Here is a 22,608-nt window from a genome sequence, read left to right as displayed (position 1 = left end):
GGTACAGAGCAGCGAAGGCACCGTGACTAGCCAGATGAGGGCGCGCGTGAAATGGGTGTGAGTGGTGATGATAATCCTCCTTGCCCTTGGTGAAGCACGAATGAGGGTTTTGTTTTACCTACAGATCATTGAACGCATGCAACACAAGACAAAGAAAATGATCACACCCCCAAGCCCGGGAGGGATCGGCGACAATTGTGGGGCGCTAAAAAGCAACAATACTCAATCATCTGGCCCAAATTTATACCAGGCATCCCTAGAAGAGATAGTCCTTTATCATGCCGGCGATTAATGCAGCTGCCATGACTGACATGAGGACTGGGATCCACGGCCGCCTACCCCCGTCACACCCCCGGACCCCAGCGCCAGCGACACCCCACGCACAAAAACAGCCAGGCTCCTGGGAAACCCAAGGAACCTGGCTGTTGCGTTGTACCCCGTACGGGATTTGAACCCGTGTTACCGGCGTGAGAGGCCGGCGTCCTAGGCCGCTAGACGAACGGGGCATGCCGTTTAGGACTCCATGAACACTAAACTACTCCCACGACCACACACAAATCCGCAGGCCACAGGGGATGAGAACCCCACCCCGCGGGTGGAGCGTTGCTACCGAATTGCTACTGTTAGACGTCATGGACATCGGCGAATATTCTTTGCAGCTACACAAAAAATTCGGCGGTAAAATTACCACGGTGCTGCGCGACCCCGGCCCCCTCGACGCGGAGCATTTAAGCGCCTACTACTCCCCCGGCGTCGCCGCGGCGAGCACCGCCATCCACCGCGACCCGGCGCTCTTGCGCGACTACACGTGGGTGCGCAACCTGGTTGCCGTGGTCACTGACGGCACCGCAGTGCTGGGGCTGGGCGACGTCGGCCCCCGCGCCGCCATGCCCGTGATGGAGGGCAAGGCCATGCTGTTTAAGCACTTTGCCGGCATCGACTGCGTGCCCATTACTCTGGATGTCCACTCCGCCGATGAGATCGTTGCGGCCGTAAAGGCCATCGCACCGAGCTTTGGCGCCATCAACCTGGAAGACATCGCCGCGCCCACCTGCTTTGAAGTGGAACACCGACTGCGCCGGGACCTGAACATCCCCGTCTTCCACGATGACCAGCACGGCACCGCAGTCGTCTGCCTGGCCGGGCTGATCAATGCCACCGCGGTAACCGGCAGGAAGCTCTCCGAGTGCCGCGTGGTGCTCCTCGGCGCGGGCGCGGCAGGCGTGTCCATTGCGGACCTCATCCACGCCTACGCGCAGCCGGAGATCATCGCCTGCGATTCCAAGGGGGTCATCTCCCCGGCCCGCATGGTGCTCACGGAGGAAAAGGCCCGCCTGGCCACCTACCACCACAGTGACGCCACCACCATGCGCGAGGCCCTGCGCGGCGCGGACATTGTCATCGGCATCTCGCACGCGGGGCTACTCACCCGCGAAGATATTGCCACCATGGCCCCCCAGGCCATCGTCTTCGCCCTGGCCAACCCGGACCCGGAGATCATGCCAGAAGAGGCCCTGGTGGGTGGAGCAGCCATTGTGGCCACAGGGCGTAGCGATTACCCCAACCAGGTCAACAACGCCGTCGCCTTCCCGGGCATCTTCCGCGGGGCACTGGACAATGGGATTACAAACATTACCGACGACCACCTCATCGCCGCCGCCGAAGCCCTCGCCGCAGCAGTCGCCCACCCCACCCCGCAGGCGATCATCCCGTCTGTCTTTGACAAGCACGTGGTGCCCGCGGTGGCGGCGGCCATCAGATAAGCGTGGTGAGGGCGCGTGGGTCACTTTGGTCCCGCGCTAGTGCTGCCATTTATGGTCCTGGGACGTCCTTTCCGAGTTCTGTTAGGAACTCAACCGCACGACCTCGCCAAAATGGAGAGAACAATCAATCACGTGGCTGATTTGCCTTAGGCGAAGAAATCCTCGTCGATCTCCACAACCTTGTAGGTTTCCTTGACCTGAACGCCCACGCCGTAGCGGATCATCAGGCTAGCCAGGCGCTTGCCATCGATGAGGATGATGCGCATAGGTACCTTGTCTGCGTATGCGCGTGCACCATCAGAAAAGCTGCTGGTGGTGATGAACACGCCGCCATCTGCCTTGCCGCTGAGCGCGCCAACAAAGGCCTGGACATCGGGCCGGCCCACGGTGTTGCCGTCCGCGTAGCGCTTGGCTTGGATGTACACGCGGCTGAGCCCCAGGACGTCTTGGTCGATCACCCCGTCGATGCCGCCGTCGTTGGACAGCTGGGTCACCGTCCCGGCGCCGGTTGTTCCGCCATATCCCATGGCAAGCAGTAGGTCGACCACGGCCTGTTCAAAGAAGGCCGGCTCCTTGCCTTGAAGGCGGTGGAGCAATTCGGCAGACACCTCCTCCTCGATGCGCTCAATTCCAGCCTGCACCTGCTCTGTGGGGGTCATCACGTCATCAGGAACGCTGGTTGGGGTAGCCACGGTCTTTGCGCGTTGCTTGCTTGATCGATATACCCGGATGGGAGAATGTGGATCTTCACCCAACGCAGCGATCTCTCGTGCGGTGATGCCCTGTGGGAACTGCTCAATCAGCTGCCGTCCGGCATCAGTGATCTGATAATGCGCTCGCTCTGGCCGGGACAAGGCACCCACGTTGGTCAACAGTGAGACTCCCCAACCGATGCGGTCCTTGTACCTGAGGTTGCCACCGGAATCCAGCATTTCGGTCTTTTGCTCATCGCTCAGGCCAATAAGGTCCGCGACCAGCGGCTGAAACTCGCGCCAATGACGTACTACTCCATCACTCAAGACGCGAAGAGTGGGAATCATAAACTCTTCCCAGGTGGGCATATTGGCCACTAGTGTGCCGCCTCTCCAATATCCACGATTGGTCAATCCCGCACGTCACCTAAAACAGTGCGTCTCACGCTACCACCCCACCCGGCAGCACTCCCCAGACAAACCGAAACAGCCAGGCTCCTGGGGAACCCAAGGAACCTGGCTGTTGCGTTGTACCCCGTACGGGATTTGAACCCGTGTTACCGGCGTGAGAGGCCGGCGTCCTAGGCCGCTAGACGAACGGGGCGCGGCGAACCTTCCCCCAATGAAGTTTCAAGGAAAGATTGCAGCTGGCCTACCAGGACTCGAACCTAGAATGGCGGTACCAGAAACCGCTGTGTTGCCAATTACACCATAGGCCATTGTTGAAGCGGCATGCGCTGCCGTGCAACGGGGAATACTATAACCACATCGATGTCACGCTGACAAATCTGCACTTCAGCCGCCACTTCCCCGCCGCTGCGGCACTCAGCCCGAGCGGGGTCCCGGTGGGTCCCGGTGGGTGTGCAAAGGCCACTTCCGAGTCCCACCCCGGGCGCCAGGGACTACTCCTGCGTGTACGGCGTCACTGCCGCTGCGGCCTTGAGGCGCGCCAGGGTGGAGTCCTTGCCCAGCAGCTCCATGGACTCGAACAGCGGCGGGGAGACCGCAGCGCCGGTGACGGCGACGCGCAGGGCGCCGTAGGCTTTGCGCGGCTTGAGCCCCATGGCGTCGATAAGCCTGCCGGACAGGGCGTCCTCGATGGCCTGCGTGCGGAAGGCGGGGGCGTCGATACGCTCCAGCTCCTCGATGGCGGCGGCCAGCACCTCCGCGGCGTCTTCCTTGAGGTTCTTGCGGGCGGACTTCGGATCCAGCTCCAGCTCCGCGTCCGGGGTGGACAGGAAGCGCAGCAGGCCGTAGGCATCAGACAGGGTCTTGATGCGCGTCTGCACCAGGTCCGCGGCGAAGGCGAACTTGTCTTCCGGGTAGTCGGCCGGGAAGTCGGTGTATTCGGTCAAGTAAGCGCGCAGCCGGGCGGCAAAATCGGCCGGCTCGAGCAGCCGGATGTGGTCGGCGTTGATGGCCTCTAGCTTCTTCTGGTCAAAGCGCGCGGGGTTGCCCAGCACGTCTGCCACGTCGAAGTTGGCCACCAGCTCCTCGGTGCCAAAGATGTCCTTGTCCGCGGACAGGGACCAGCCCAACAACGCCAGGTAGTTGAGCATGCCCTCGGGGATGATGCCGGCGTCGCGGTGGTTGAACAGGTTGGATTCCGGGTCGCGCTTGGACAGCTTCTTGTTGCCCTCGCCGAGCACGAAGGGCAGGTGGGCGAACTGCGGGGTCGCCTGGGCCACGCCGATGCGCTGCAGGGCCTCGTAGAGGGCCAGCTGGCGCGGGGTGGAGGACAGCAGGTCCTCGCCGCGCAGGACGTGGGTGATGCCCATCAGGGCGTCATCGACGGGGTTGACCAGGGTGTACAGCGGCTCGCCGTTGGAGCGGGCGACCACGTAGTCCGGCTGGGTGGCGGCCTTGAATTCCATGTCGCCGCGTACCAGGTCGTGCCAGGCCCAGTCGTGGTCCGGCATGCGCAGTCGCCACACTGGCTTGCGGCCCTGGGCCTCAAACTCGGCGACCTGCTCGTCGGTTAAGTTCCGGTCAAAGTTGTCGTAGCCGAGCTGCGGGTCCCGGCCTGCGGCGATGTGGCGCTCCTTGACCTCCTCGGCGGTGGAGTAGGCCGGGTAGACTTCGCCGGCGTCGATAAGCTTGCGCAGCACCTCGGCGTAGATGTCCTTGCGCTGGGACTGGCGGTAGGGCTCGTGCGGGCCGCCCTTTTCTACGCCCTCGTCCCAGTCCAGGCCTAGCCAGCGCAGCGAGTCCACGATCGCCGCATAGGATTCCTCAGAATCCCGTGCCGCATCCGTGTCCTCAATACGGAAAACCAGCTTGCCGCCGGTGTGACGGGCGTACGCCCAGTTGAACAACGCCGTGCGCACCATGCCAACGTGCGGGGTTCCGGTGGGTGACGGACAGAATCTCACGCGAACTTCGCTCATGACTCCACATCGTAGACAACCCGCCAGGTCTGCCCGGCAGTCGCCGCCGCCGCGGCCGCCTATTAGACTTCTTCCTCATGTCTGCGTCCCTGCCCGAGCCCCTGCCCGAGCCCCTTCCTGATTCTCAGGCGAGCCCGTCGCGTCCCGCCAGCGCCCCGGACTTCCTGCTGTCCCGGGCACACCGCTCTGTGCGCGCACAGGGCACGGCAGCGACCTTCCAGGACCCGTGGGCCGCCGTGGACGCACTGCACCGTGGTGAGGCGGACATCGTCGTCGGGGCGTTGCCGTTTTCGCGTGACGACGCCGCCGCCCTCACCACCCCAGCAACCTTCGCCATCACCGACGGGCCGCTGGAACCGCACGCCTACTACCGCACGGACACCCGCGCGCTCGGCGGGCGCATCATCGACGAAGACCCCGAGGAAGAAGAACACCTCCGCCGAGTAGAAGCCGCCGTGGCCACCATCGCCCACTCCCGCCTGGACAAAGTAGTCCTTGCCCGCGCCGTAGACATCGCCTTCGACTCCCCCATCGACCCGCTGCTGGTGGCCTCCCGGCTCATCGACGCCTCCCCCAACAAAGACGGCCTGTGCGTCGACCTCACCCCCGCAGGACCGCGCTACCGCGGCGTCCACCTCGTGGGCTCCTCCCCCGAAGTCCTGGTCCGCCGCCACGGCACCACCGTCAGCGCCTTCCCGCTGGCCGGCTCCGCCCCGCGCCACCGAGACCCGCAAGCTGACCGCGCCGCGGCCGCACAGCTCCAGGCCTCCGCCAAGGACCGTGCCGAACACCGCTTTGTGGTTGACCACCTCCGCGCCTGCCTGACCCCCCTGTGCACCGAACTGCACATCCCCGACCAGCCCGAACTGACCTGCACCAAGGACATGTGGCACCTGGCCACCCCCATCACCGGCACCGTCAAACCAAACACCACCGCCCTGGAGCTGGCGCTGGCCACCCACCCCACGCCCGCCATCTGCGGCACACCCACCGACCCGGCCGCCGACGTCATCGCCACCATCGAAACAGACCGCGGCTTCTACGCCGGGGCTGTCGGCTGGTGCACCGCCAACGGCGACGGCGAATACATGGTGGCCATCCGCTGCGCCCAGATCTCCGCCGGCGGCACCCGCGCGCGGGCCTGGGCCGGCGGAGGCATCGTCGCAGAATCGGACCCGGAGGCCGAGCTGGCGGAAACCACCGCGAAGCTCCACACCATGCTGCGCGCCCTCGGGCTGGGATAGTCCCCCGCGCCGGCTCCCAGCGTGCCGGAAGCCGGCGGTTGATGGGCACGCTAGCCTTGGGCCCCATGGAGACCTACCGCATTGGTGACGTCACCGTCACCGACCACACCCTGACCCTGCCACTGTCCCCCGACGCCGCAGACGCCCGCACCATCGACGTCTTCGCCCGCGTAGCCGACCGCCACCCCGGCGACAACCTGCCCTACCTGGTCTTCCTCCAGGGCGGGCCCGGCTGCGAAGCACCGCGGCCCTGGCCCAGCTGGATGGATGCCGCCTTGAAGCGCTACCGCGTCGTCCTGCTCGACCAGCGCGGCACCGGGCGCTCCACACCCGTGTCAAGCCCGGACGGCTGGGATGCCGAATACCTGTCCCACCTGCGCGCCGACGGCATCATCCGCGACGCCGAAGCCTTCCGCGAGCACCTGGGCGCGAAGACCTGGTCCGTGCTGGGCCAATCCTTCGGCGGGTTTAGCACCCTGCACTACCTTTCGGTCCACCCCGAATCCCTCGACCGCGTCTACTTCACCGGCGGGCTGTCTGCTGTAGGCACCGACCCCGCAGAGATCTACGCCACCACCTATGACTCCATGCGCGCCCACTCCGAGGAGTTCTACCGCCGCTATGGCGGGCGCGACCGCATGGAAAAGCTCATCGAGGCCACCACCGCCGGCAAGATCGTCCTGCCCGACGGGGAGGTATTAAGCCTCTCGCGGCTGCGCAGCCTGGGCCTTCTGCTCGGCTCCGACGCCGGCTGGCTGCGGCTGCGCTCCATCCTGGACTTCGAGCCCGGCAGCGCCGCCCTGGCCCACGACATCGCCGCCGCGCTGCCCTACACCGGGCGCAACCCGCTCTACTACGTCCTCCACGAGTCCTCCTATGCGGACGGCTTTGCCACCAACTGGGCCGCCCAGCGCGTCTGCCCGCAGGACTTCCGCGATGATCCCACCCTGCTGACCGGCGAGCATGTCGACCCCGAGTGGCTGGATACCGTCCCCGCCTTCAAGCCCTGGAAGCAGCTGACCGAACAGCTCGCCGCCTGGCAGTGGCCCTCGCTTTATAGCGCCTCTGCCCTGCGCGAGTCCGGAGCCCGCGGCGCCGCGGCCGTCTACGTCAATGACGCCTTTGTGCCGCTGAGCTACTCCTTGGACACCGCGGCGCTGGTGCCCGGGGTGCGCACCTGGGTGACGAGCACCCACGAGCACTCCGGCCTGCGCTCCAGCAACGGCGGCGTCCTGTCCCGGCTGATCAGCCTGGCCGACGGCGCGCTCGAGCGCTAACAGTTAAGCGCTGTCCGGGCGGCGCAGCACCACGTAGACGTCATCGTGGTGGTGCGCCCCCGCGCCGGTGGCCACGCTGCGCTGCGCCGTACCGGCGCGCACGCACTGCCAGCCGTTCAGGTTGTCGGCCAACCACTGCGGCATGGCCACGTGCTCGTCTGTGAGCTTGTCCAGATCATGGTGCAGCGCCACCAATATCCCGCCGGGGCGCACCACCTGGGCAAGGTCGCGCAGCGTCGCATCCGTGGCCGGCAGCTGCCCGTAGGAGCAACACACCAGGTCATAGGCGCCCGCAGATCCGGCACACTCGGACAAGTATTGCGCCTTGACCGTGGCCTGCGGCACGCGCTGCGCGGTGCGCCGCGCGGCCGTGGGGGCGGGATCAATGGCCGTGACCTGCCACCCCTGCTCGGCCAGCCACGCGGCATCCGCGCCCTCCCCGCAGCCGATATCCAGCGCCGTACCTGGGGTCAAGCCCAGGGTGCTGACCAGATCCACCAGCGTGGAGTTGGGCTGGCCGGACCACAGCTGCTCGTGGGATTGATAAAACTGCTCCAGCTCTTCAACGCTGGGGTTCGCTCCCGTGTGTCCCATCGCCGTTACGCCCGCTCCACCGGAGAGCCGAGCTTACCGATGCCCGGGATCTCAATCTCGATGAAATCTCCCGGCACCATCTCCGCCGTGCCTGCCGGCGAACCCGTGCACACCACGTCACCGGGCAGCAGGGTCATCGACGCGGTGATGAACTCGATGATCTGGCCTAAGTCCATGATCATCTGGTTGGAGTTGGAATCCTGCTTGACCTCGGTCACCCCGTCGTGGGTCAGGCGCGCGCGGATGGGAAGGTCCGTCGGATCGATGGCATCCAGGTCCGTTTCCACCCACGGGCCCAACGGGCAGAACGTGTCAATTCCCTTCGCCCGGGCCCACTGGCCATCAGAAAACTGCAGGTCGCGGGAGGACACATCGTTGACCACCGTGTAGCCCAGGACCACCGATCGCCACTGCTGTGCGGAGACGTTCTTGCACGGCTTGCCAATGATCAGCGCCAGCTCGCCCTCAAACTCCACGTTGGTGGCAAACTCCGGGATCTTGATGGGGCTGCCCGGCCCGATGACCGCTGTGGGCGGCTTGATAAACAGGGTGGGCGGCAGCGTTTCAGCGGACTTCTTAAACACCTCAGCCACGTGGTCCGCATAGTTGCGCCCAATGGCTACCACCTTGCCCGGAAGCATGGGGGCCAGCAGCTTGACCTGCTCAAGCGGCCACTCCTTGCCGGTGAAGGTGGGCGGGGTAAACGGCGTGCCGGTGATCTGCCGGCAGATCAAGTTGTCTTCCTGCGCCGCCCCGTCGCGTGCCGCTGCGTCTGCCTCCTGCGGCGCAGCGGATTCGATGACGCAGAAACTCATTCCCTCTGGTGTAGCTACTCGTCCAAAACGCATGGAGTTCATGCTACATATACTTCTGCTATGACCATTCTCCTCATGATCGCTGGCTTGTTACTCGGCACGGTCATCGTCGTGGCCGCGGGCGATCGCCTGGGCCTGCCGTGGCCCGTCCTGCTCACGCTACTCACGGCTGGGGCGCTGCTCATCCCTGGATTGCCCGCCCCGGAGATCCCGGCGGAGCTCATGCTGCCCATCTTCTTGCCCCCGCTGTTGTGGGCGCTGGCGCGCCGGACGTCATGGTCGGTGATCCGTTCCCAGATGTCCACCATCATCTCCATGTCGGTGATTTTGGTGTTCATTACCATCGCCGCGCTGGCAAGCACCGCGCTGCTGCTCGTGCCGGGGCTTGGGGTGGCGGCGGCCATCGCCCTGGCGGCCGCGCTCGCCCCGCCGGACCCGGTGGCCGTGGACGCGGTTGCGGAGCCGGTGGGCATTCCCAAGCGCATCACCACCACCTTGCAAACGGAGGGGCTGTTCAATGACGCCGCCTCCATTGTCACCTTCCACGTGGCGCTCGGCGCGGCCGTGGCGGGCTCTGAGCTTTCCTTCGTCCACGGGGCCGGCAGCTTCCTGTGGTCCATCCTTGCGGCCGTGGCCTTGGGCTTGGGCATTGGGCGCACCGCCGCGTGGGCCAATGATCACATTGACAACGTGGCCGCCCGAAACGCCTTGACGTGGGTGCTGCCCTTCGTGGTCTACATCGTCGCTGAGGAGATCGGCGGCTCCGGCGTCATCGCCATTGTCATCGCCGCCGTGGAGATGAACTCCCGGGCGACGCTGGGCGCGGAAGACCGCCTCTCCGGCGGCGCCTTCTGGGAGACGGTGGAAATGCTGTTTACCGGCGTGGCCTTCGGCCTCATTGGCCTGACCGTGCGCGATGCCATCGAGGAGGTTGGCGCGGAGCTGTGGCACGCGGTGTGGATCGGCGTGGTGCTCTCCGCCGTCGCCTTCATCGTGCGTTTCGCGTGGCTGTGGTGGACCTGCCACATGAACCGCAAGCGCAAGCGCGAGTTTGCCGCCCCGCTGCGCCTCCAAGAGGTGCTGCTCATGGCGTGGGCCGGCATGCGCGGGCTGGTGACGTTGGCGCTGGTGTTGTCCATCCCCGCACACGCCGCCAGCAGCCTGCACCATGAGGCCTCGGTCATCGCCCTGGTGGTGCTGCTGTGCACGATGGTGCTTCCGGGTCTGACCCTGCCGCAGCTGATGAAGGTCCTCGACCTTGAGCACGGCCCCGACGCCGCGGGCGACCAGGCGATCGAGCGGCTGCGCACCCGCGCCCAGGACGCCGCCAAGGCCTACATCATGCACGAGGCCGAGGAGCTACCGGAGACCGTCCGGGACTCCATGCAACGGTGGATCCGCATCCAGTTCGGCGAGCACGCCGAGCACCACAGCGAGGAGCTGACCCACTGGCGCGAGCGCGCCCGCCAGGTGCGCACCGGGGCGCTGATCGCCTCACAACATGAGATGCTGTCTGCGCGCCGCGAGCGGGGGCAAAACCCCGCCTACGTGGACGAGGTGCTTGAGTCCATCGACAGGATGCTTATTGCTGCACGGCACTAGCAATGCGGTCGCCGACCTCAGCGGTGCGCACGTCCTGCGTGTCGCGGGCGAGGATGTCCGCGGCCACGGCGGCGTCGATACGCGCAGCGGCCTCGTCGTCGCCCAGGTGGCGCAGCATGAGGGCTGCTGACAGAATAGCGGCCGTGGGGTCCGCAATCCCCTGACCAGCGATGTCCGGGGCGGAACCGTGGACGGGCTCGAACATGGAAGGGTTGGTGCGGGAGGCATCGATGTTGCCGGAAGCCGCCAGGCCGATGCCGCCGGTGACCGCGCCGGCCAAGTCGGTGATGATGTCGCCGAAGAGGTTGTCCGTGACAATGACGTCATAGCGGCCCGGATCGGTGACCATGTAGATGGTCGCGGCGTCGATGTGGTTGTAATCCACCTCCACATCCGGGAACTCCTCCGCGACCTCCTGGACGGTGCGGAACCACAGATCGCCGGCGTTGACCAGCACGTTGCGCTTGTGAATCAGGGTGAGATGACCGCGGCGCACCGCAGCCCGGGCGAATGCATCGCGCACCACCCGCTCCACCCCGAAACGGGTGTTCTGGCTGACCTCGCTGGCCACCTCGTGCTCGGTGCCCACGCGCAGGCCGCCGCCGTTGCCACAGTAGAGGCCCTCGGTGCCCTCGCGGACAACCACAAAGTCAATCTCGCCGGGATCGCGCAGCGGCGAGTGCTCCGCGCGGTAGAGCCGGGAGGGGCGCAGGTTGACGTGGTGGTCCAGCGCGAAGCGCATCTTGAGCAGCAGGCCGCGCTCGAGCACTCCGGGGGCCACCTCGCCGGGCGCGCCGATGGCGCCCAGCAAGATGGCGTCATGCTCGCGCAGCTGGTCCAGGTCCGCGTCGGTGAGCAGCTCGCCGGTGCGCAGGTAGCGCGCGGCGCCGAGGTCGCAGTCCGTGGTGGTCACGTCCGGGCGAACCGCGCGCAGCACCTTGAGGGCCTCGGTGGTGACCTCCGGGCCGATGCCGTCGCCCCCGATTACGGCGATCTTCATAATCAACTGGCCTTTCTCACATAGTGGGTATTGGATCCCACCATACAGGATGTGAGGGGGCAGTCCTAGTCACTGCGGCGCACCTTCCACCAACACCCCTAGAGCCGGTGCATCACCGAGCGCAACTGCGCCGCACCCGCCAGCACCGCATCATGAATCGCCGTGTCCACCTGAGCATCATCAAGGCCCGCACCGGCGGGCACCACCACCTGGGAGGCCACCCACCAGCCGCCATCCTGGCTTATCACCGTGGACGTGGGCAGACTGTGGCGCGCATTAGCCCGATTAGCCAGGTGCACCAGCCTCCCCGGATCCGGGTTCGCCGCCCCCGGCACCAGCGCGCATAACCGCACGCTGAGCACCGCCGGGTCAGAAACATCAATATCTACCGCCGTGCCCTCCAAAGACAGCGCCACCACCTGCGCCTCCTCATCAAAGGGCACCTCTGCTATTCCGCGCTGCTCAAACCAGGCCGCCACCCGCTCGCGCGTGATCCCCGCGGCGGGAGAAGGGTCCGCAGCGGTGCCGTCCGGCGCATCCGAACTCCCCGCCGCATCCCGCCGCAACGCCGGCACCTCCCGATCCGGAAACTGCGCCGCCATCTCCCGGGCAAGCCGACGCCCCGCAGTCACCGCCGCGGACCACAGCGCCTGAGACTGGGCGGCATCGCGCGGCTCCGGATGCACCACCCGGGCCCGCGCCTCCACCGCCGCCTGCTCATGCACCGCAGCCCCCACATCCGAGCCCCCCGCCCCAGTAATCCGCACCCCCGGCCACGGCTGCGCGCCGTTGAGCGCATTAGCCACCGCCACGGCGCGCACATAATCGCGCGCATCAAGCTGGCCCGCCCACACGGCCTCCCACGCCTGCCAGCCGGCAGGCGCCTGCCCCGCGACAAGCCAAAACGCCCCCAGATCCTGGGAGGTGCCGGGTAGGAAAGACTGTCCACTCATGGGGCCTACCCTAGCAACCCCCAGGAAACTACCCCAGATCCAGCTGAATGGCCGTCGCGCCCAGGTCGGCGCAAATCCGGTCCACCAACTCCTGAGGCACCTCCGCCTCCACCCGCAGAATCAACGTCGCCGGCTGGCCCTGCGTAGTCTGCGTCAGCGCCGCCGCCGCGATATTAATCCCGGCATCGCCCAGCACCGAACCGACCCGGCCGAGCGCGCCCGGCACGTCCGTATACCGCAGGAACAGGTTGCGCCCCGTCGCCCGCATATCCACGCTGCGACCGTTGATGCGCACGATCTTTTCCACATGCTCCAGGCCCGTCAGCGCACCCACCACGCTTACCGACGCCCCATCCGCACCGATTGCCTTAACCTCCAGCACCGAACGGTGCGACACCGACTCCGTGGCGGTGGTCACCGTCAGCTCCACGCCGCGCTCCTGCGCGATGCGCGGGGCGTTAACAAACGTCACCGAACCCGCGTCCGTCACCGCAGAGAACAACCCGCGCAGCGCCGACAGGCCCAGCACATCCACGTCCTCCGTGGACAGCTCGCCGCGCGCCTGCACCGTCAGGGCATCCGGCGCGCTTCCGAGCAGCTTGCCCGCCAGCAGGCCCAGCTTGCGAGCCAGGTCCAGCCAGGAGCCCACCTCCTCGCCCACGCGCCCGCCGACGGACACGTTGACCGCATCCGGGACGAACTCGCCGGCCAGCGCCTTGAGCACCGAAGCCGCAACGTCCGTGCCGGCACGATCCTGCGCCTCTACCGTCGAGGCACCCAGGTGCGGGGTGGCCACCACCGCATCGAGCGCAAACAGCGGAGAGTCCGTGCACGGCTCAGACGCATAGACGTCCACACCGGCACCACGGATCTTCCCGGAGGTGATCGCGGCGGCGAGCGCGGGTTCGTCGACAAGCCCCCCGCGCGCGGCGTTGATGATGATCTGCCCTTCCTTGGCGTGCGCCAACAACTCCGCGTTGACCATCCCGGCCGTTTCCTTGGTCTTGGGCAGGTGGATGGTCACAAAATCGCTGCGCTCCATTAGATCCTCAAGCTCCGTGAGCTCAACGCCCAGCTGAGCGGCGCGGCTCGGGTTGGCATACGGGTCAAAAGCGAGGATCTTTTCCACATCAAAAGCCGCGAGACGCTGGGCAAACAACTGGCCGATGTGGCCGAAGCCGATGATGCCCACGGTCTTGCCAAAGATCTCTACCCCCTTGAACTGCGAGCGCTTCCACTCGCCGCCGCGCAGGCTGGCATCCGCAGCCGGCACCTGCCGGGCCGTAGCCAACAGCAACGCGATGGCATGCTCGCAGGCCGAGTGGATATTCGACGTCGGAGCATTGACCACCATCACGCCGCGCTCGGTGGCGGCATCAATATCCACGTTATCCAGGCCCACCCCGGCCCGGCCCACAATCACCAGGTTCGGCGCGGCGGCCAACACCTCCGCATCAACCTGGGTTGCCGAGCGCACCAACAACGCCTGCGCATCCCCCACCGCCTCAAGCAGGGCGTCACGGTCCGTCCCATCGACCCATCGCACCTCCACGCCGCCGCCCAGGGCATCGACGGTGGACTGGGACAACTTATCAGCAATGACTACCACAGGGCTGGCGTTGGACGCGGCCATATTCTCTCGACTCCTCCATACACGGCTTGAGGGGCGCGCCGGCGCGCGCCCCGGTGGGCTGGAGTCTACCTGCTTGAAAATAGAAATTCTGCCGTTTTGGGTTTAACCACCCTTATTGGTAGGAAACAAACCACGGCCGCGGCGCAACATCATAGGTCTGCTGCGGGGTAAACATCGGCTTATCCTCATCGAAGAAGTTCTTCCACGCCATGAACCAGGACGGGTTGAGGCCCTGCAACATGGCATTCCAGGTGCCAAACTTCTCCTCGGCGACCCCGTGGCCATCCGCATGCAACACATACGCCAGCTCCGGGTGATCGGTTCGAATATTATCCCGGTCCGGAAGCATCTGAAGCTGGAATTGGTGGAGCACAAAAGCCTTCTGCGGCAGTTGATTATCCGACACCAGTCGAGCCAGCCACTCGGAGGTCTCATTGACCTCCGCCGCCTCCACATGACCCACGCGCGACAGCGGGGCCTCATCCGGGCCGATGCGCCACTCCGCGTCCAACGCCAAGCCCACGTTGGGCCGCTTGAGCAGCTCCTCGTAGCGCTTGGCCTGGTCCAAGAAGTTCGCCCGCCCAGGTTGCAGGTCCAACACGGCATAGCCGCCGGCCGCAACGATCGCGTCAATGTAGGGGATCAGCTCCTCCGGGTCCGCCTCGTTGGAGTAATCGCCGTCCTCACCGGGAAACTCCGAGGCCACCGTGGCGATGATCTCAAACGCCGGGATGACCTTCTGATCAGGCTCTAACGGCTGATACTGGGCCACCAGGTCCTTGACGTAGTCCACGGAACCCTGCGGGTCCCGCTCCCCCATCACGCCGAGCGCACCGCCGGAGGGATGCCCATAAAGGGCAATCATGCGCCGGCCCGGGAACACCAGGTTCCCGCCGCCGGGCAGCTCCTGCCCCTTGGCGCTGGCCTGATCCGCCAGCTGAATCTTGCGAGACAGCTGCTGGGAGTCCCCAAACCCGGCGCCTAAGGCGATGAGCGGCTGATCATCCAGGCCCACCACCATCTTGTGCGCGGTCTCATTGATCCGGGGATCCGGATAATCCATCACCCGAATCGTGGTGCCATAGGCGCGGGCCGTAGCAACCTCAATGACCGAGGACTGGGGGGCCGCCACCACCACAGGGGCGACCTGGCCGTCCTGGGCACTTTGCACCGGGAAGGCGGCCACCCGCTCCTGCGTGGCGGTCGACGTCGCCTCCTCCTGGGCCGGCCGCGGCTCCCACACGGCCTGAAGCTCCACGGGGTTCTTGGCGTCAAACTTGGCCGCGGCGGCGACCATTTGGGCCGGCGTGTTGACCTCCTCCTGGCCAAACTCCAGGCTGGTCAGGTCGCTGAGCGCGGCCGAAGTGCCGGGATCCACGATGACCTGGGCGTCCGTGCCAAACGCGGAGTCCACTCCTGCCGGGTCGACCTCTCCGACTGCCAGGATCTTGCCCACCCCCAGCCGGTGTAGCTCCGCGGTGACCTTCTCCGCCGTGTCCGGAGTCCAGCGCAGCACGGGGGCGTGGGCAGTGATCGCTAGGCTGGCCGCGCGTAGCTGGTCAGCGTCGGAGGGCCCGGAAACCACGGCTGTTTCTGAGGACTCGAAGAAGATCTTGGTGGCCTCCACCCCGCTATTGGTGGGGTCTGCCACCACCGTGGGGGCGCTGCCAAAGCGCTGGTCAACGTTGTGGGCACGGTTTTCCGTGCGCGCCTGCTCCAGGGAGTCCGGTACGGCAGTGGCGGCCGCCTGGGAGCCGGGATCAGCGTCAGTGCACGCGGTGAGCGTGCCGGCACACAACGCCGTTGCGGCCAGTGCGGCCCAAACCTGTCGTAATTTCACCGGGTGGGGTGTCCTTTCTCAGTCTTCTTCACGGTGGTGTTCTCGGGGGTATTTCTCAGTTGCTTCGCTGACACAGCCGACACAGCTAACACAGCCGACCCTGCCAACACAGCAGAGTTAGTCGGGCGTTGGTGGCACTATTCAGCAGGTGCGGATTCAGCAGGTGCGGCGTCGCGCTCTTTTTCGGGGCCCGCGCCCTCGCGGTCGTCGCGGACGACCTCTTTGCCCATGGCTGCGGCGATGACGGCGTAGAGGCGTTCTGCGCGATCGGCGAAGAACTCCTGGGCCTTGCCGCGCAGCAGCAGCTGGGGGTCGAGCTCGTGGGAGGCAAGCACCGCATCAAACTCATCATCCTCCATGAGCGACTTGGACTGCACCCGCGGCAGATAGCGCGCCGGATCATAGCCGTCGAGGACGACCTCGGTGCGCTTGCCCATGGGGGTGCGGTTGACCGCGGAGCGGGCCAAGGCGGGGTCGATGTCATGGTCGACGCACCACTTCTCCGGGAAGATCTGGGCGTAGGTGGGGTGCAGGTCGCCTACCGTCCAGCGGTCGAAGGGCTCGGTGGTGCGCCAGTCGCGCGCGCCGCGGGACATGAGCAGCGCGTAGAGGCCGTGGTACACGCCGGAGTCGGCGTCGGCGGAGTAGAGCCGGTCCTGGTGGAAGGCGGCGTCGCGAACGGTCTTTGGCGTGTCGTCGACGTCCCCGCGCACCCAGCCGGTGACCTCGTCGACGTCGCGGGCCATGCGGTTTACCACGGCGGCCGAACCATAGAGCTCGCCGAACACGCCGCACCAGAACCACTGGTTGAGCCGGTCCCAGGCGTGCGAGCTCGACAGCGCCCCGGGGGTATCGGACAGCCGTGCGAGGATGACGGCCAGCGGGATGATCTGCGGGGCGTAGGGCACCTGCGAGAGGTCAAAGATGCAGCGCTGGAGGAGGAATTCGGCGGACTCCTTGAGGGTGATGCGCAGGTCCTCGGAGGCGTCGAGGAAGTCTTCCAGGCTCAGTTCCAGGATGTCTTCCCGGTTGCCGGCCGCGTGTCCGCGACGGCTGGTCACCAGCAGGGAGACCGCGGTGAGGAACGCGGTGCGGTCCACGGCGTCGAGTGCCGGGTAGCTGCGCAGGTCGCGTTCGACGCGCTGCCAGTGCTCGGCCAGGGAGAAGGTCTCATCTTCTGCGGCGAACACGGCGGTGAGCAGGTCAAAGACGTCCATCTGGAGGCCTGCCGAGTTTGCTTGGGCGAAGATGGAGCCCACGCCGGAGCGGGCGGTTTCCCGGGAGACGCGGATGACGGGGACGGTGTAGGCGGCCAGCGGGTTGACGGTGTCGGTAAAGAAGTCTTTGACTTCGTCGCGGTTGTGTTCGCTGTCCGCACCGATGAGGTCGAAGAGGTAGTCAGTGGCGTCGTCGCGCAGCAGCGTGGAGACCGGGATGCAGTGGTGGCGCAGCGCAGCCTCGCGGTCTGGCAGTCCACCGGGGATCTCTGGCGCGAAGTGGGAGCGCACGTTGCCGTCCTCGTCGACGGCGAAGACGGCCTCATCCGGCAGCACGTCCGCCTGGGTGGCGCGGCGCAGGTCAACGTAGAAGGTGCGGCGCACGGGCCGGCCGCGGTAGTCCACGCTGTCGACGTAGCCGTCCCCGCGCAGGCAGTGGTACAGGGTGGTCAGGCGCTGCTGGCCGTCGAGAAGCAGCATGCCCGGGGTGGCTCCGGTATCGGGCGCGCCGCTTAAGGGGCGGGGGCGGAAACGCACGGGGGTGTTGCGGGTGTCCAACGCCATGAAGCATCCGACCGGATATCCGCGCAAAACTGTGACGATGAGGGAGCGAATTCGGTCAACTCCCCAGGAGTATTTGCGCTGAAAATCGGGAAGCTGCAACTCTCCCCGATCAATGCGGACGAATAGATCGTTCAGGCCGTAACTAGGCGTGGAAAATCCCATGGGGGCTATCTTAGCGTTGCCAGTAGGGCGCCTAAACCCGCCGGTGGGTGTGTTTATATTTTAATGACATACGGTTTCATGATCGCGGTGTCCGGGGTGTTCCACTTGGATGGTGGAGTGCTGGATACCGCGGTCATGAAGGCGGCGCTGGGCGGCGTCGAGGACCGCGCATCCAGTGGTGGTCTCCGTGTCGATTACCAGGTGACAGCTCGCCAGCACCGTGGTTCCATCGGTGGTCCAGATGTGGAGATCGTGGACGGCGATCACGCCGGGGATGCGCTCCAGCGCGCGGGCGGCGTCGCGGGCATCCACGTCGGCCGGTGCGCGCTCTAAAAGCACGCTTATCGACGCCCGCACCAACCCCAGCGACCGCGGCACCACGAGGCAGGCGATGAGCACCGAGGCAATGGTGTCCGCGGCCTGGAATCCGGTCCAGGCGATCACCAGTCCGGCGGCGATGACGGCCACGGAGCCGAGCAGGTCTGACAGCACATGCAAGTAGGCGCCGCGCATGTTCAGGCTGCCGCCGCTGCGCCGGGCCAGGATGAGCGCGGAGGCTCCATTGGCTATCAAGCCGATGACCGCAACGATGAGCATCATGCCCGTGTCAATGGGCTCCTGGTGGTGCAGCCGCGCGACGGCCTGGATGACAATCCACACGCACACCGCGGTCACAGTGATGGCGTTGAGCAGGGCGGCAAGCACCTCGACGCGCCGATACCCGTAGGTGGCCTGGGGGGTTGGGGCGCGCCGGCCGACCAGCATGGCCACCAGGGCGAGGATCAGGCCGGTGGAGTCAGACAGCATGTGCATGGCGTCAGACAGCAGGGCGAGCGAGCCGGACAGCCAGCCGGCGACTAACTCGGCCAGAAAGATGACCGTAGTGAGCACAATCACCCCGACCAACGCGCCCAGTGAGCCGGGTGCGTGGGAGTCGGGGTGATGATGATGGTGGTGATGGTGGCTGCCCATGTCTGGCAGCCTAGTCCACCACAACCACTATTGGAAACCTATTGAAAATAGGCGTGTCTAGCCTGTGGCCTTAGGCGGTGGCGTCGAGCGGGTTCTTCACCCAGCTCATCAGGTCGCGCAGCTTAGCGCCGGTCTTCTCCACCGGGTGCTCCGCGATCGCGGCGCGGCGGGACTCCAGGTCCTTGTTGCCGCCCTCAATGTTGGCCACCAGCTGCTTGACAAAGGTGCCGTCCTGGATGTCCTTGAGCACATCGCGCATGCGGTCCTTGGCGCCGGCATCGATGATGCGCGGGCCGGAGAGGTATCCGCCGCACTCCGCGGTGTCGGAGCAGGAGTAGTTCATGTTGCCAATGCCGCCTTCGTAGATGAGGTCCACGATCAGCTTCATCTCGTGCAGGCACTCGAAGTAGGCCATCTCCGGGGCGTAGCCGGCCTCGGTGAGCACCTCGAAGCCGGACATGATCAGGTACTCCAGGCCGCCGCAGAGCACTGCCTGCTCGCCGAAGAGGTCCGTCTCCGTCTCCTCGCGGAAGGTGGTGGGGATAACGCCGGCGCGCGCGCCACCGATGGCGGCGGCGTAGGACAGCGCCAGCTCACGGCCCTCACCCTTGGGGTCCTGGTCCACGGCGATGAGGCAGGGCACGCCCTTGCCGTCAACGTAGGTGCGGCGCACCAGGTGGCCCGGGCCCTTGGGGGCGACCATGCCCACGGTGACGCCCTCGGCGGGGGTGATCAGGTCAAAGTGAATGTTCAGGCCGTGGGAGAAGAACAGCGCGTCGCCGTCCTTGAGGTTGGGGGCGATGTCCTCCTTGTAGAGGGAGGCCTGGGTGGTGTCGGGGGCCAGGATCATGACCACGTCGGCCCACTCGGCGGCTTCCGCGTTGGACTTGACCTCAAAGCCGGCCTCGCGGGCCTTGTCTGCGGAGCGGGACCCCTCGCGCAGACCGATGACCACCTCAACGCCGGAATCGCGAAGGTTCTGGGCGTGGGCATGGCCCTGGGAGCCGTAGCCGATGACCGCAACCTTGCGGGACTGGATGATGGACAGGTCGGCGTCGGCGTCGTAAAGCACTTCGATTGCCATGAGTGAGGGTGTTCCCTTCTAGAAGGTGCCAGCCGCGCGTGTGGGGCGACGGCGGGCGAATTGAAAATACTGTTTCATCATACGGGATTGTCGTCTCATTTCAAGAGACGCTATCCCTTGCTGGGTGCCATCGTCTTCGGCCCCCGGTTCAGCGCGATCTGACCGGACTGCAGCATCTCGCGGATCCCAAAGGGATCCAAGACATCCAGCAGGGCCTGGAGCTTGCCCGGGCTGCCGGTGGCCTCAATGACCACCGAATCCGGGGCGACATCAACAACCCGCGCGCGGAAGATCGTCGCGGCGTCGACAACCTGCGGCCGGTTGGCGTTGGTCACATTGACCTTCACCAGCATCAGGGAGCGCGCCACCGTGGATTCCTCCTCCAGCCGCACCACCTTGAGCACAGGGACGATCTTGTTGAGCTGCTTGGTGATCTGCTCGATGCTGATCTCCGTGGCATCGACCACGATGGTAATCCGGTTGATGCCCTCCGTCTCCGTGCGCGCAGAGACCAAAGACACGAGGTTGAAGGCCCGGCGGGTAAACATCCCGGACACGCGGGTGATAATGCCCTCAACGTCTTGGACCAGCACGCTGAGGATGTTGCGGTTGATTGCCTGGGAGTCCATTTAATCCTCCAGTTCTGCGTCAGCGTGGGCGACAACGGTGTCAATGTCCGCCGGCGTCTCCGCCGCGGAGTCGTCCTCATCGAAGAACGGGCGCAGGTTGTGCGCGTAGCGAATCTCCGAGTTGGAGGCTCCGGCAGAGACCATCGGCCAGACCTGCGAGTCCTCGCTGACAATGAAGTCGATGACCACGGGGCGATCATTGATCTCGCGTGCCCGGTCAATCGCCGGGATGACATCTTCCTTGCGGGTCACCCGAATGGCCTCGCAGCCCAACGCCTCGGCCAAGCCCACAAAGTCCGGCACGTACTCATCCTGGTTGCGCAGCCGCGTGTGGGAGTAGCGCCCGCCGTAGAAGAGGGTCTGCCACTGCCGCACCATGCCCAGGTTGCCGTTGTTGATCAACGCCACCTTGATGGGGAACCCGTTGACCGCGGCGGTGGTCAGTTCCTGGTTGGTCATCTGGAAGCAGCCATCGCCATCGATGGCCCAGACTTCCTTGTCCGGGGCGCCCGCCTTGGCGCCGAGAGCCGCCGGGATGGCATAGCCCATGGTGCCCAGCCCGCCGGAGTTGAGCCAGGTGCGGGGGCGCTCAAAGTCGACGAACTGCGCGGACCACATCTGGTGTTGGCCCACCCCGGAGACGTAAATGGCGTCCGGTCCGACGCGCTGGGAGAGCGTCTCAATGACGTACTGCGGCGCGATGGCCCCATCGCTGGGCTCCTCATAGCCGCGGGGGAATCTCTCCTGCAGCCCACCTAAGTACTCCAGCCACTCGGAGGTATCCGGCGCGGGTGCGCCGGAGGCCTGGTAACGCCGGGTCAGGCCAGCGAGCACCTTGCGGGCGTCGCCCACCACGGGCACGTCGACGGCGCGGATCTTGCCGATCTCCGCCGGGTCAATATCCGCATGGATGGTCTTTGCCTCCGGAGCGAACGAGGCGACGTCGCCGGTGACGCGGTCGTCGAAACGCGTTCCCACCGCGATGAGCAGGTCGGAGCGCTGCATAGCACCCACCGCCGGGACGGTGCCGTGCATGCCGGGCATGCCCATGTGCAGCGGGTGAGAATCGGGGAAGGCGCCGCGGGCCATGAGCGTGGTGACCACGGGGATCTGGGTCAGCTCTGCGAACTCCAGCAGCTCCTTGGACGCATCCGCCTTGATCACGCCGCCGCCGATGTAGAGCACCGGCCGCCGCGACGCCGCGATCAGGTCCACCGCCTGGGCCAACTGCCGCGAGTGCGGCGCCGTGACCGGCTTGTAGCCGGGCAGGTCGATCTTGGGCGGCCAGTGGAACTCCAGCTGCGCATTCTGGATGTCCTTGGGAATATCCACCAGCACCGGGCCGGGGCGGCCCGTCGCGGCGAGGTGGAAGGCCTCCGCCAGCGCCTGGGGGATGTCTGCCGGGTCGGTGACCATGAAGTTGTGCTTGGTCACCGGCAGGGTGATGCCCTTGATGTCTGCTTCCTGGAAGGCATCGGTGCCCAGCAGCCCTCTGCCCACCTGGCCGGTGATGGCCACCATGGGAACGGAGTCCAGGTGGGCGTCTGCCAGGGCCGTGACCAGGTTGGTCGCCCCCGGGCCGGAGGTGGCAATGCACACGCCCACCCGGCCGGTGACCTGCGCATAGCCTTCGGCGGCGTGGCCGGAGCCTTGCTCGTGGCGCACCAGGATGTGGCGAACCTTCTCAGAGGCGTACAGCGGGTCATACAGCGGCAGTACCGCGCCGCCGGGTAGCCCGAAGACCAGGTCAGCACCGAGTTCTTCCAGGGAGCGCACGATGGCCTGCGCGCCCGTCATCACCTCGGGCGCGGCGTGTCTGCGCCCCGGCGGGCCTGCTTTGCCTTTTTCCACTGTCACGGGGTTCCTCTCGATTCTTTTAGTTGGGTGTGTCCACAGTTTCGGTTGTTGGTGGGCGTCGGGTCCATGACCGGGCGGCACCGTGGGTGGGTGTCACCTAAAACAAAAGCCCCCGCACAGCCTGGGTGTGGGCTGTGGAGGGCGCTTGTCGGTCGACTTGTAGGAAGCCGTCACGGCGAGCGCCGCGGCGTGATAATTACAAGTCGAAGGATGGTCATGCCGGGTAGTATACACACGGTTGCGAAGTACACCATTTGGTGACCCCCTTCTTGGGGTTTCCCGGCGCCACACTCCCCCGCGCCACCGTGTGAGCAGCACACAGG

Annotated in this window: 17 protein-coding genes and 3 tRNA genes; 4 read left to right on the top strand and 16 right to left on the bottom strand. The window is 66.0% G+C overall.

Annotated features, from left to right (window positions below):
* Nucleotides 1-433 precede the first annotated feature (433 nt).
* Nucleotides 434-506 (bottom strand) — tRNA-Glu (locus LH390_RS05140).
* Between the two features lie 126 nt (nt 507-632).
* Between LH390_RS05140 and LH390_RS05135 the strand changes: the two genes are divergently transcribed.
* Entirely contained in the window at nt 633-1,763 is a 1,131-nt protein-coding gene (locus LH390_RS05135; protein WP_227282311.1) for an NAD(P)-dependent malic enzyme, read from the top strand.
* A 146-nt stretch (nt 1,764-1,909) separates the two neighbouring features.
* On the opposite strand, the gene LH390_RS05130 is transcribed toward LH390_RS05135, so the two are convergent.
* From LH390_RS05130 to gltX, 4 genes are all read right to left on the bottom strand, one after another.
* Nucleotides 1,910-2,803: a restriction endonuclease gene (locus tag LH390_RS05130; protein WP_227324392.1), complete on the bottom strand. Its 894-nt coding sequence runs from the start codon at nt 2,801-2,803 to the stop codon at nt 1,910-1,912.
* 183 nt (nt 2,804-2,986) lie between these two features.
* A tRNA-Glu gene (locus tag LH390_RS05125) sits at nt 2,987-3,059 on the bottom strand.
* 43 nt (nt 3,060-3,102) lie between these two features.
* Nucleotides 3,103-3,174, bottom strand: a tRNA-Gln gene (locus LH390_RS05120).
* 183 nt (nt 3,175-3,357) lie between these two features.
* Complete coding sequence (gltX, locus tag LH390_RS05115) at nt 3,358-4,842, bottom strand: glutamate--tRNA ligase (protein ID WP_227282312.1); 1,485 nt, start codon at nt 4,840-4,842, stop codon at nt 3,358-3,360.
* 77 nt (nt 4,843-4,919) lie between these two features.
* Between gltX and LH390_RS05110 the strand changes: the two genes are divergently transcribed.
* Both LH390_RS05110 and LH390_RS05105 read left to right on the top strand, forming a co-directional pair.
* Nucleotides 4,920-6,086: an isochorismate synthase gene (locus LH390_RS05110; RefSeq protein ID WP_227282313.1), complete on the top strand. Its 1,167-nt coding sequence runs from the start codon at nt 4,920-4,922 to the stop codon at nt 6,084-6,086.
* A gap of 65 nt (nt 6,087-6,151) precedes the next feature.
* Entirely contained in the window at nt 6,152-7,363 is a 1,212-nt protein-coding gene (locus LH390_RS05105; RefSeq protein ID WP_227282314.1) for an alpha/beta fold hydrolase, read from the top strand.
* A 3-nt stretch (nt 7,364-7,366) separates the two neighbouring features.
* Here the strand turns inward: LH390_RS05105 and LH390_RS05100 are convergent, their stop codons facing one another.
* Nucleotides 7,367-7,957 (bottom strand): class I SAM-dependent methyltransferase, encoded by a 591-nt coding sequence (locus LH390_RS05100; protein ID WP_227282315.1) that lies wholly within the window; start codon nt 7,955-7,957, stop codon nt 7,367-7,369.
* A gap of 5 nt (nt 7,958-7,962) precedes the next feature.
* Nucleotides 7,963-8,805: a fumarylacetoacetate hydrolase family protein gene (locus LH390_RS05095; RefSeq protein WP_227282619.1), complete on the bottom strand. Its 843-nt coding sequence runs from the start codon at nt 8,803-8,805 to the stop codon at nt 7,963-7,965.
* Nucleotides 8,806-8,832: 27 nt separating this feature from the next.
* Here LH390_RS05095 and LH390_RS05090 point away from each other — a divergent pair, with 27 nt between their 5' ends.
* Nucleotides 8,833-10,374: a cation:proton antiporter gene (locus tag LH390_RS05090; protein ID WP_227282316.1), complete on the top strand. Its 1,542-nt coding sequence runs from the start codon at nt 8,833-8,835 to the stop codon at nt 10,372-10,374.
* On the opposite strand, the gene LH390_RS05085 is transcribed toward LH390_RS05090, so the two are convergent.
* From LH390_RS05085 to LH390_RS05045, 9 genes are all read right to left on the bottom strand, one after another.
* On the bottom strand, nt 10,355-11,374 hold the full coding sequence (locus LH390_RS05085) for a 3-isopropylmalate dehydrogenase (protein ID WP_227282317.1): 1,020 nt from the start codon (nt 11,372-11,374) through the stop codon (nt 10,355-10,357). The two genes, LH390_RS05090 and LH390_RS05085, sit on opposite strands and share 20 nt — an antisense overlap.
* Nucleotides 11,375-11,472: 98 nt before the next feature.
* Nucleotides 11,473-12,327, bottom strand: a complete 855-nt coding sequence (locus LH390_RS11565) for a YbjN domain-containing protein (RefSeq protein ID WP_269961641.1) — start codon at nt 12,325-12,327, stop codon at nt 11,473-11,475.
* Nucleotides 12,328-12,355: 28 nt separating this feature from the next.
* Nucleotides 12,356-13,960, bottom strand: a complete 1,605-nt coding sequence (gene serA / locus LH390_RS05075; protein WP_227282318.1) for a phosphoglycerate dehydrogenase — start codon at nt 13,958-13,960, stop codon at nt 12,356-12,358.
* 112 nt (nt 13,961-14,072) lie between these two features.
* A complete protein-coding gene (locus LH390_RS05070) occupies nt 14,073-15,800 on the bottom strand; it encodes an MBL fold metallo-hydrolase (protein ID WP_227282319.1) in 1,728 nt (575 codons plus the stop codon).
* 137 nt (nt 15,801-15,937) lie between these two features.
* Complete coding sequence (locus LH390_RS05065; protein WP_227282320.1) at nt 15,938-17,743, bottom strand: DUF262 domain-containing protein; 1,806 nt, start codon at nt 17,741-17,743, stop codon at nt 15,938-15,940.
* Nucleotides 17,744-17,803: 60 nt separating this feature from the next.
* Entirely contained in the window at nt 17,804-18,715 is a 912-nt protein-coding gene (locus tag LH390_RS05060; protein ID WP_227282321.1) for a cation diffusion facilitator family transporter, read from the bottom strand.
* Nucleotides 18,716-18,785: 70 nt separating this feature from the next.
* Nucleotides 18,786-19,799 (bottom strand): ketol-acid reductoisomerase, encoded by a 1,014-nt coding sequence (gene ilvC, locus LH390_RS05055; RefSeq protein ID WP_227337396.1) that lies wholly within the window; start codon nt 19,797-19,799, stop codon nt 18,786-18,788.
* 110 nt (nt 19,800-19,909) lie between these two features.
* The gene (gene ilvN / locus LH390_RS05050; RefSeq protein WP_227282323.1) at nt 19,910-20,428 is read right to left on the bottom strand and encodes an acetolactate synthase small subunit; all 519 of its coding nucleotides are present in this window, start codon (nt 20,426-20,428) and stop codon (nt 19,910-19,912) included.
* Complete coding sequence (locus tag LH390_RS05045; protein ID WP_249214541.1) at nt 20,429-22,225, bottom strand: acetolactate synthase large subunit; 1,797 nt, start codon at nt 22,223-22,225, stop codon at nt 20,429-20,431.
* Between the last annotated feature and the right edge of the window lie 383 nt (nt 22,226-22,608).

Source organism: Corynebacterium uberis, from assembly GCF_020616335.1.
GTDB lineage: Bacteria > Actinomycetota > Actinomycetes > Mycobacteriales > Mycobacteriaceae > Corynebacterium > Corynebacterium uberis.
This window is presented reverse-complemented; position numbering and strand designations above follow the sequence as displayed.

Bases quoted from the DNA above. Each gene is read 5' to 3' on its own strand.
- LH390_RS05135 (WP_227282311.1), top strand. From the start codon at position 633: ATGGACATCGGCGAATATTCTTTGCAGCTACACAAAAAATTCGGCGGT.
- LH390_RS05130 (WP_227324392.1), bottom strand. From the start codon at position 2,803: ATGATTCCCACTCTTCGCGTCTTGAGTGATGGAGTAGTACGTCATTGG.
- gltX (WP_227282312.1), bottom strand. From the start codon at position 4,842: ATGAGCGAAGTTCGCGTGAGATTCTGTCCGTCACCCACCGGAACCCCG.
- LH390_RS05110 (WP_227282313.1), top strand. From the start codon at position 4,920: ATGTCTGCGTCCCTGCCCGAGCCCCTGCCCGAGCCCCTTCCTGATTCT.
- LH390_RS05105 (WP_227282314.1), top strand. From the start codon at position 6,152: ATGGAGACCTACCGCATTGGTGACGTCACCGTCACCGACCACACCCTG.
- LH390_RS05100 (WP_227282315.1), bottom strand. From the start codon at position 7,957: ATGGGACACACGGGAGCGAACCCCAGCGTTGAAGAGCTGGAGCAGTTT.
- LH390_RS05095 (WP_227282619.1), bottom strand. From the start codon at position 8,805: ATGCGTTTTGGACGAGTAGCTACACCAGAGGGAATGAGTTTCTGCGTC.
- LH390_RS05090 (WP_227282316.1), top strand. From the start codon at position 8,833: ATGACCATTCTCCTCATGATCGCTGGCTTGTTACTCGGCACGGTCATC.
- LH390_RS05085 (WP_227282317.1), bottom strand. From the start codon at position 11,374: ATGAAGATCGCCGTAATCGGGGGCGACGGCATCGGCCCGGAGGTCACC.
- LH390_RS11565 (WP_269961641.1), bottom strand. From the start codon at position 12,327: ATGAGTGGACAGTCTTTCCTACCCGGCACCTCCCAGGATCTGGGGGCG.
- serA (WP_227282318.1), bottom strand. From the start codon at position 13,960: ATGGCCGCGTCCAACGCCAGCCCTGTGGTAGTCATTGCTGATAAGTTG.
- LH390_RS05065 (WP_227282320.1), bottom strand. From the start codon at position 17,743: ATGGGATTTTCCACGCCTAGTTACGGCCTGAACGATCTATTCGTCCGC.
- LH390_RS05060 (WP_227282321.1), bottom strand. From the start codon at position 18,715: ATGGGCAGCCACCATCACCACCATCATCATCACCCCGACTCCCACGCA.
- ilvC (WP_227337396.1), bottom strand. From the start codon at position 19,799: ATGGCAATCGAAGTGCTTTACGACGCCGACGCCGACCTGTCCATCATC.
- ilvN (WP_227282323.1), bottom strand. From the start codon at position 20,428: ATGGACTCCCAGGCAATCAACCGCAACATCCTCAGCGTGCTGGTCCAA.
- LH390_RS05045 (WP_249214541.1), bottom strand. From the start codon at position 22,225: ATGACGGGCGCGCAGGCCATCGTGCGCTCCCTGGAAGAACTCGGTGCT.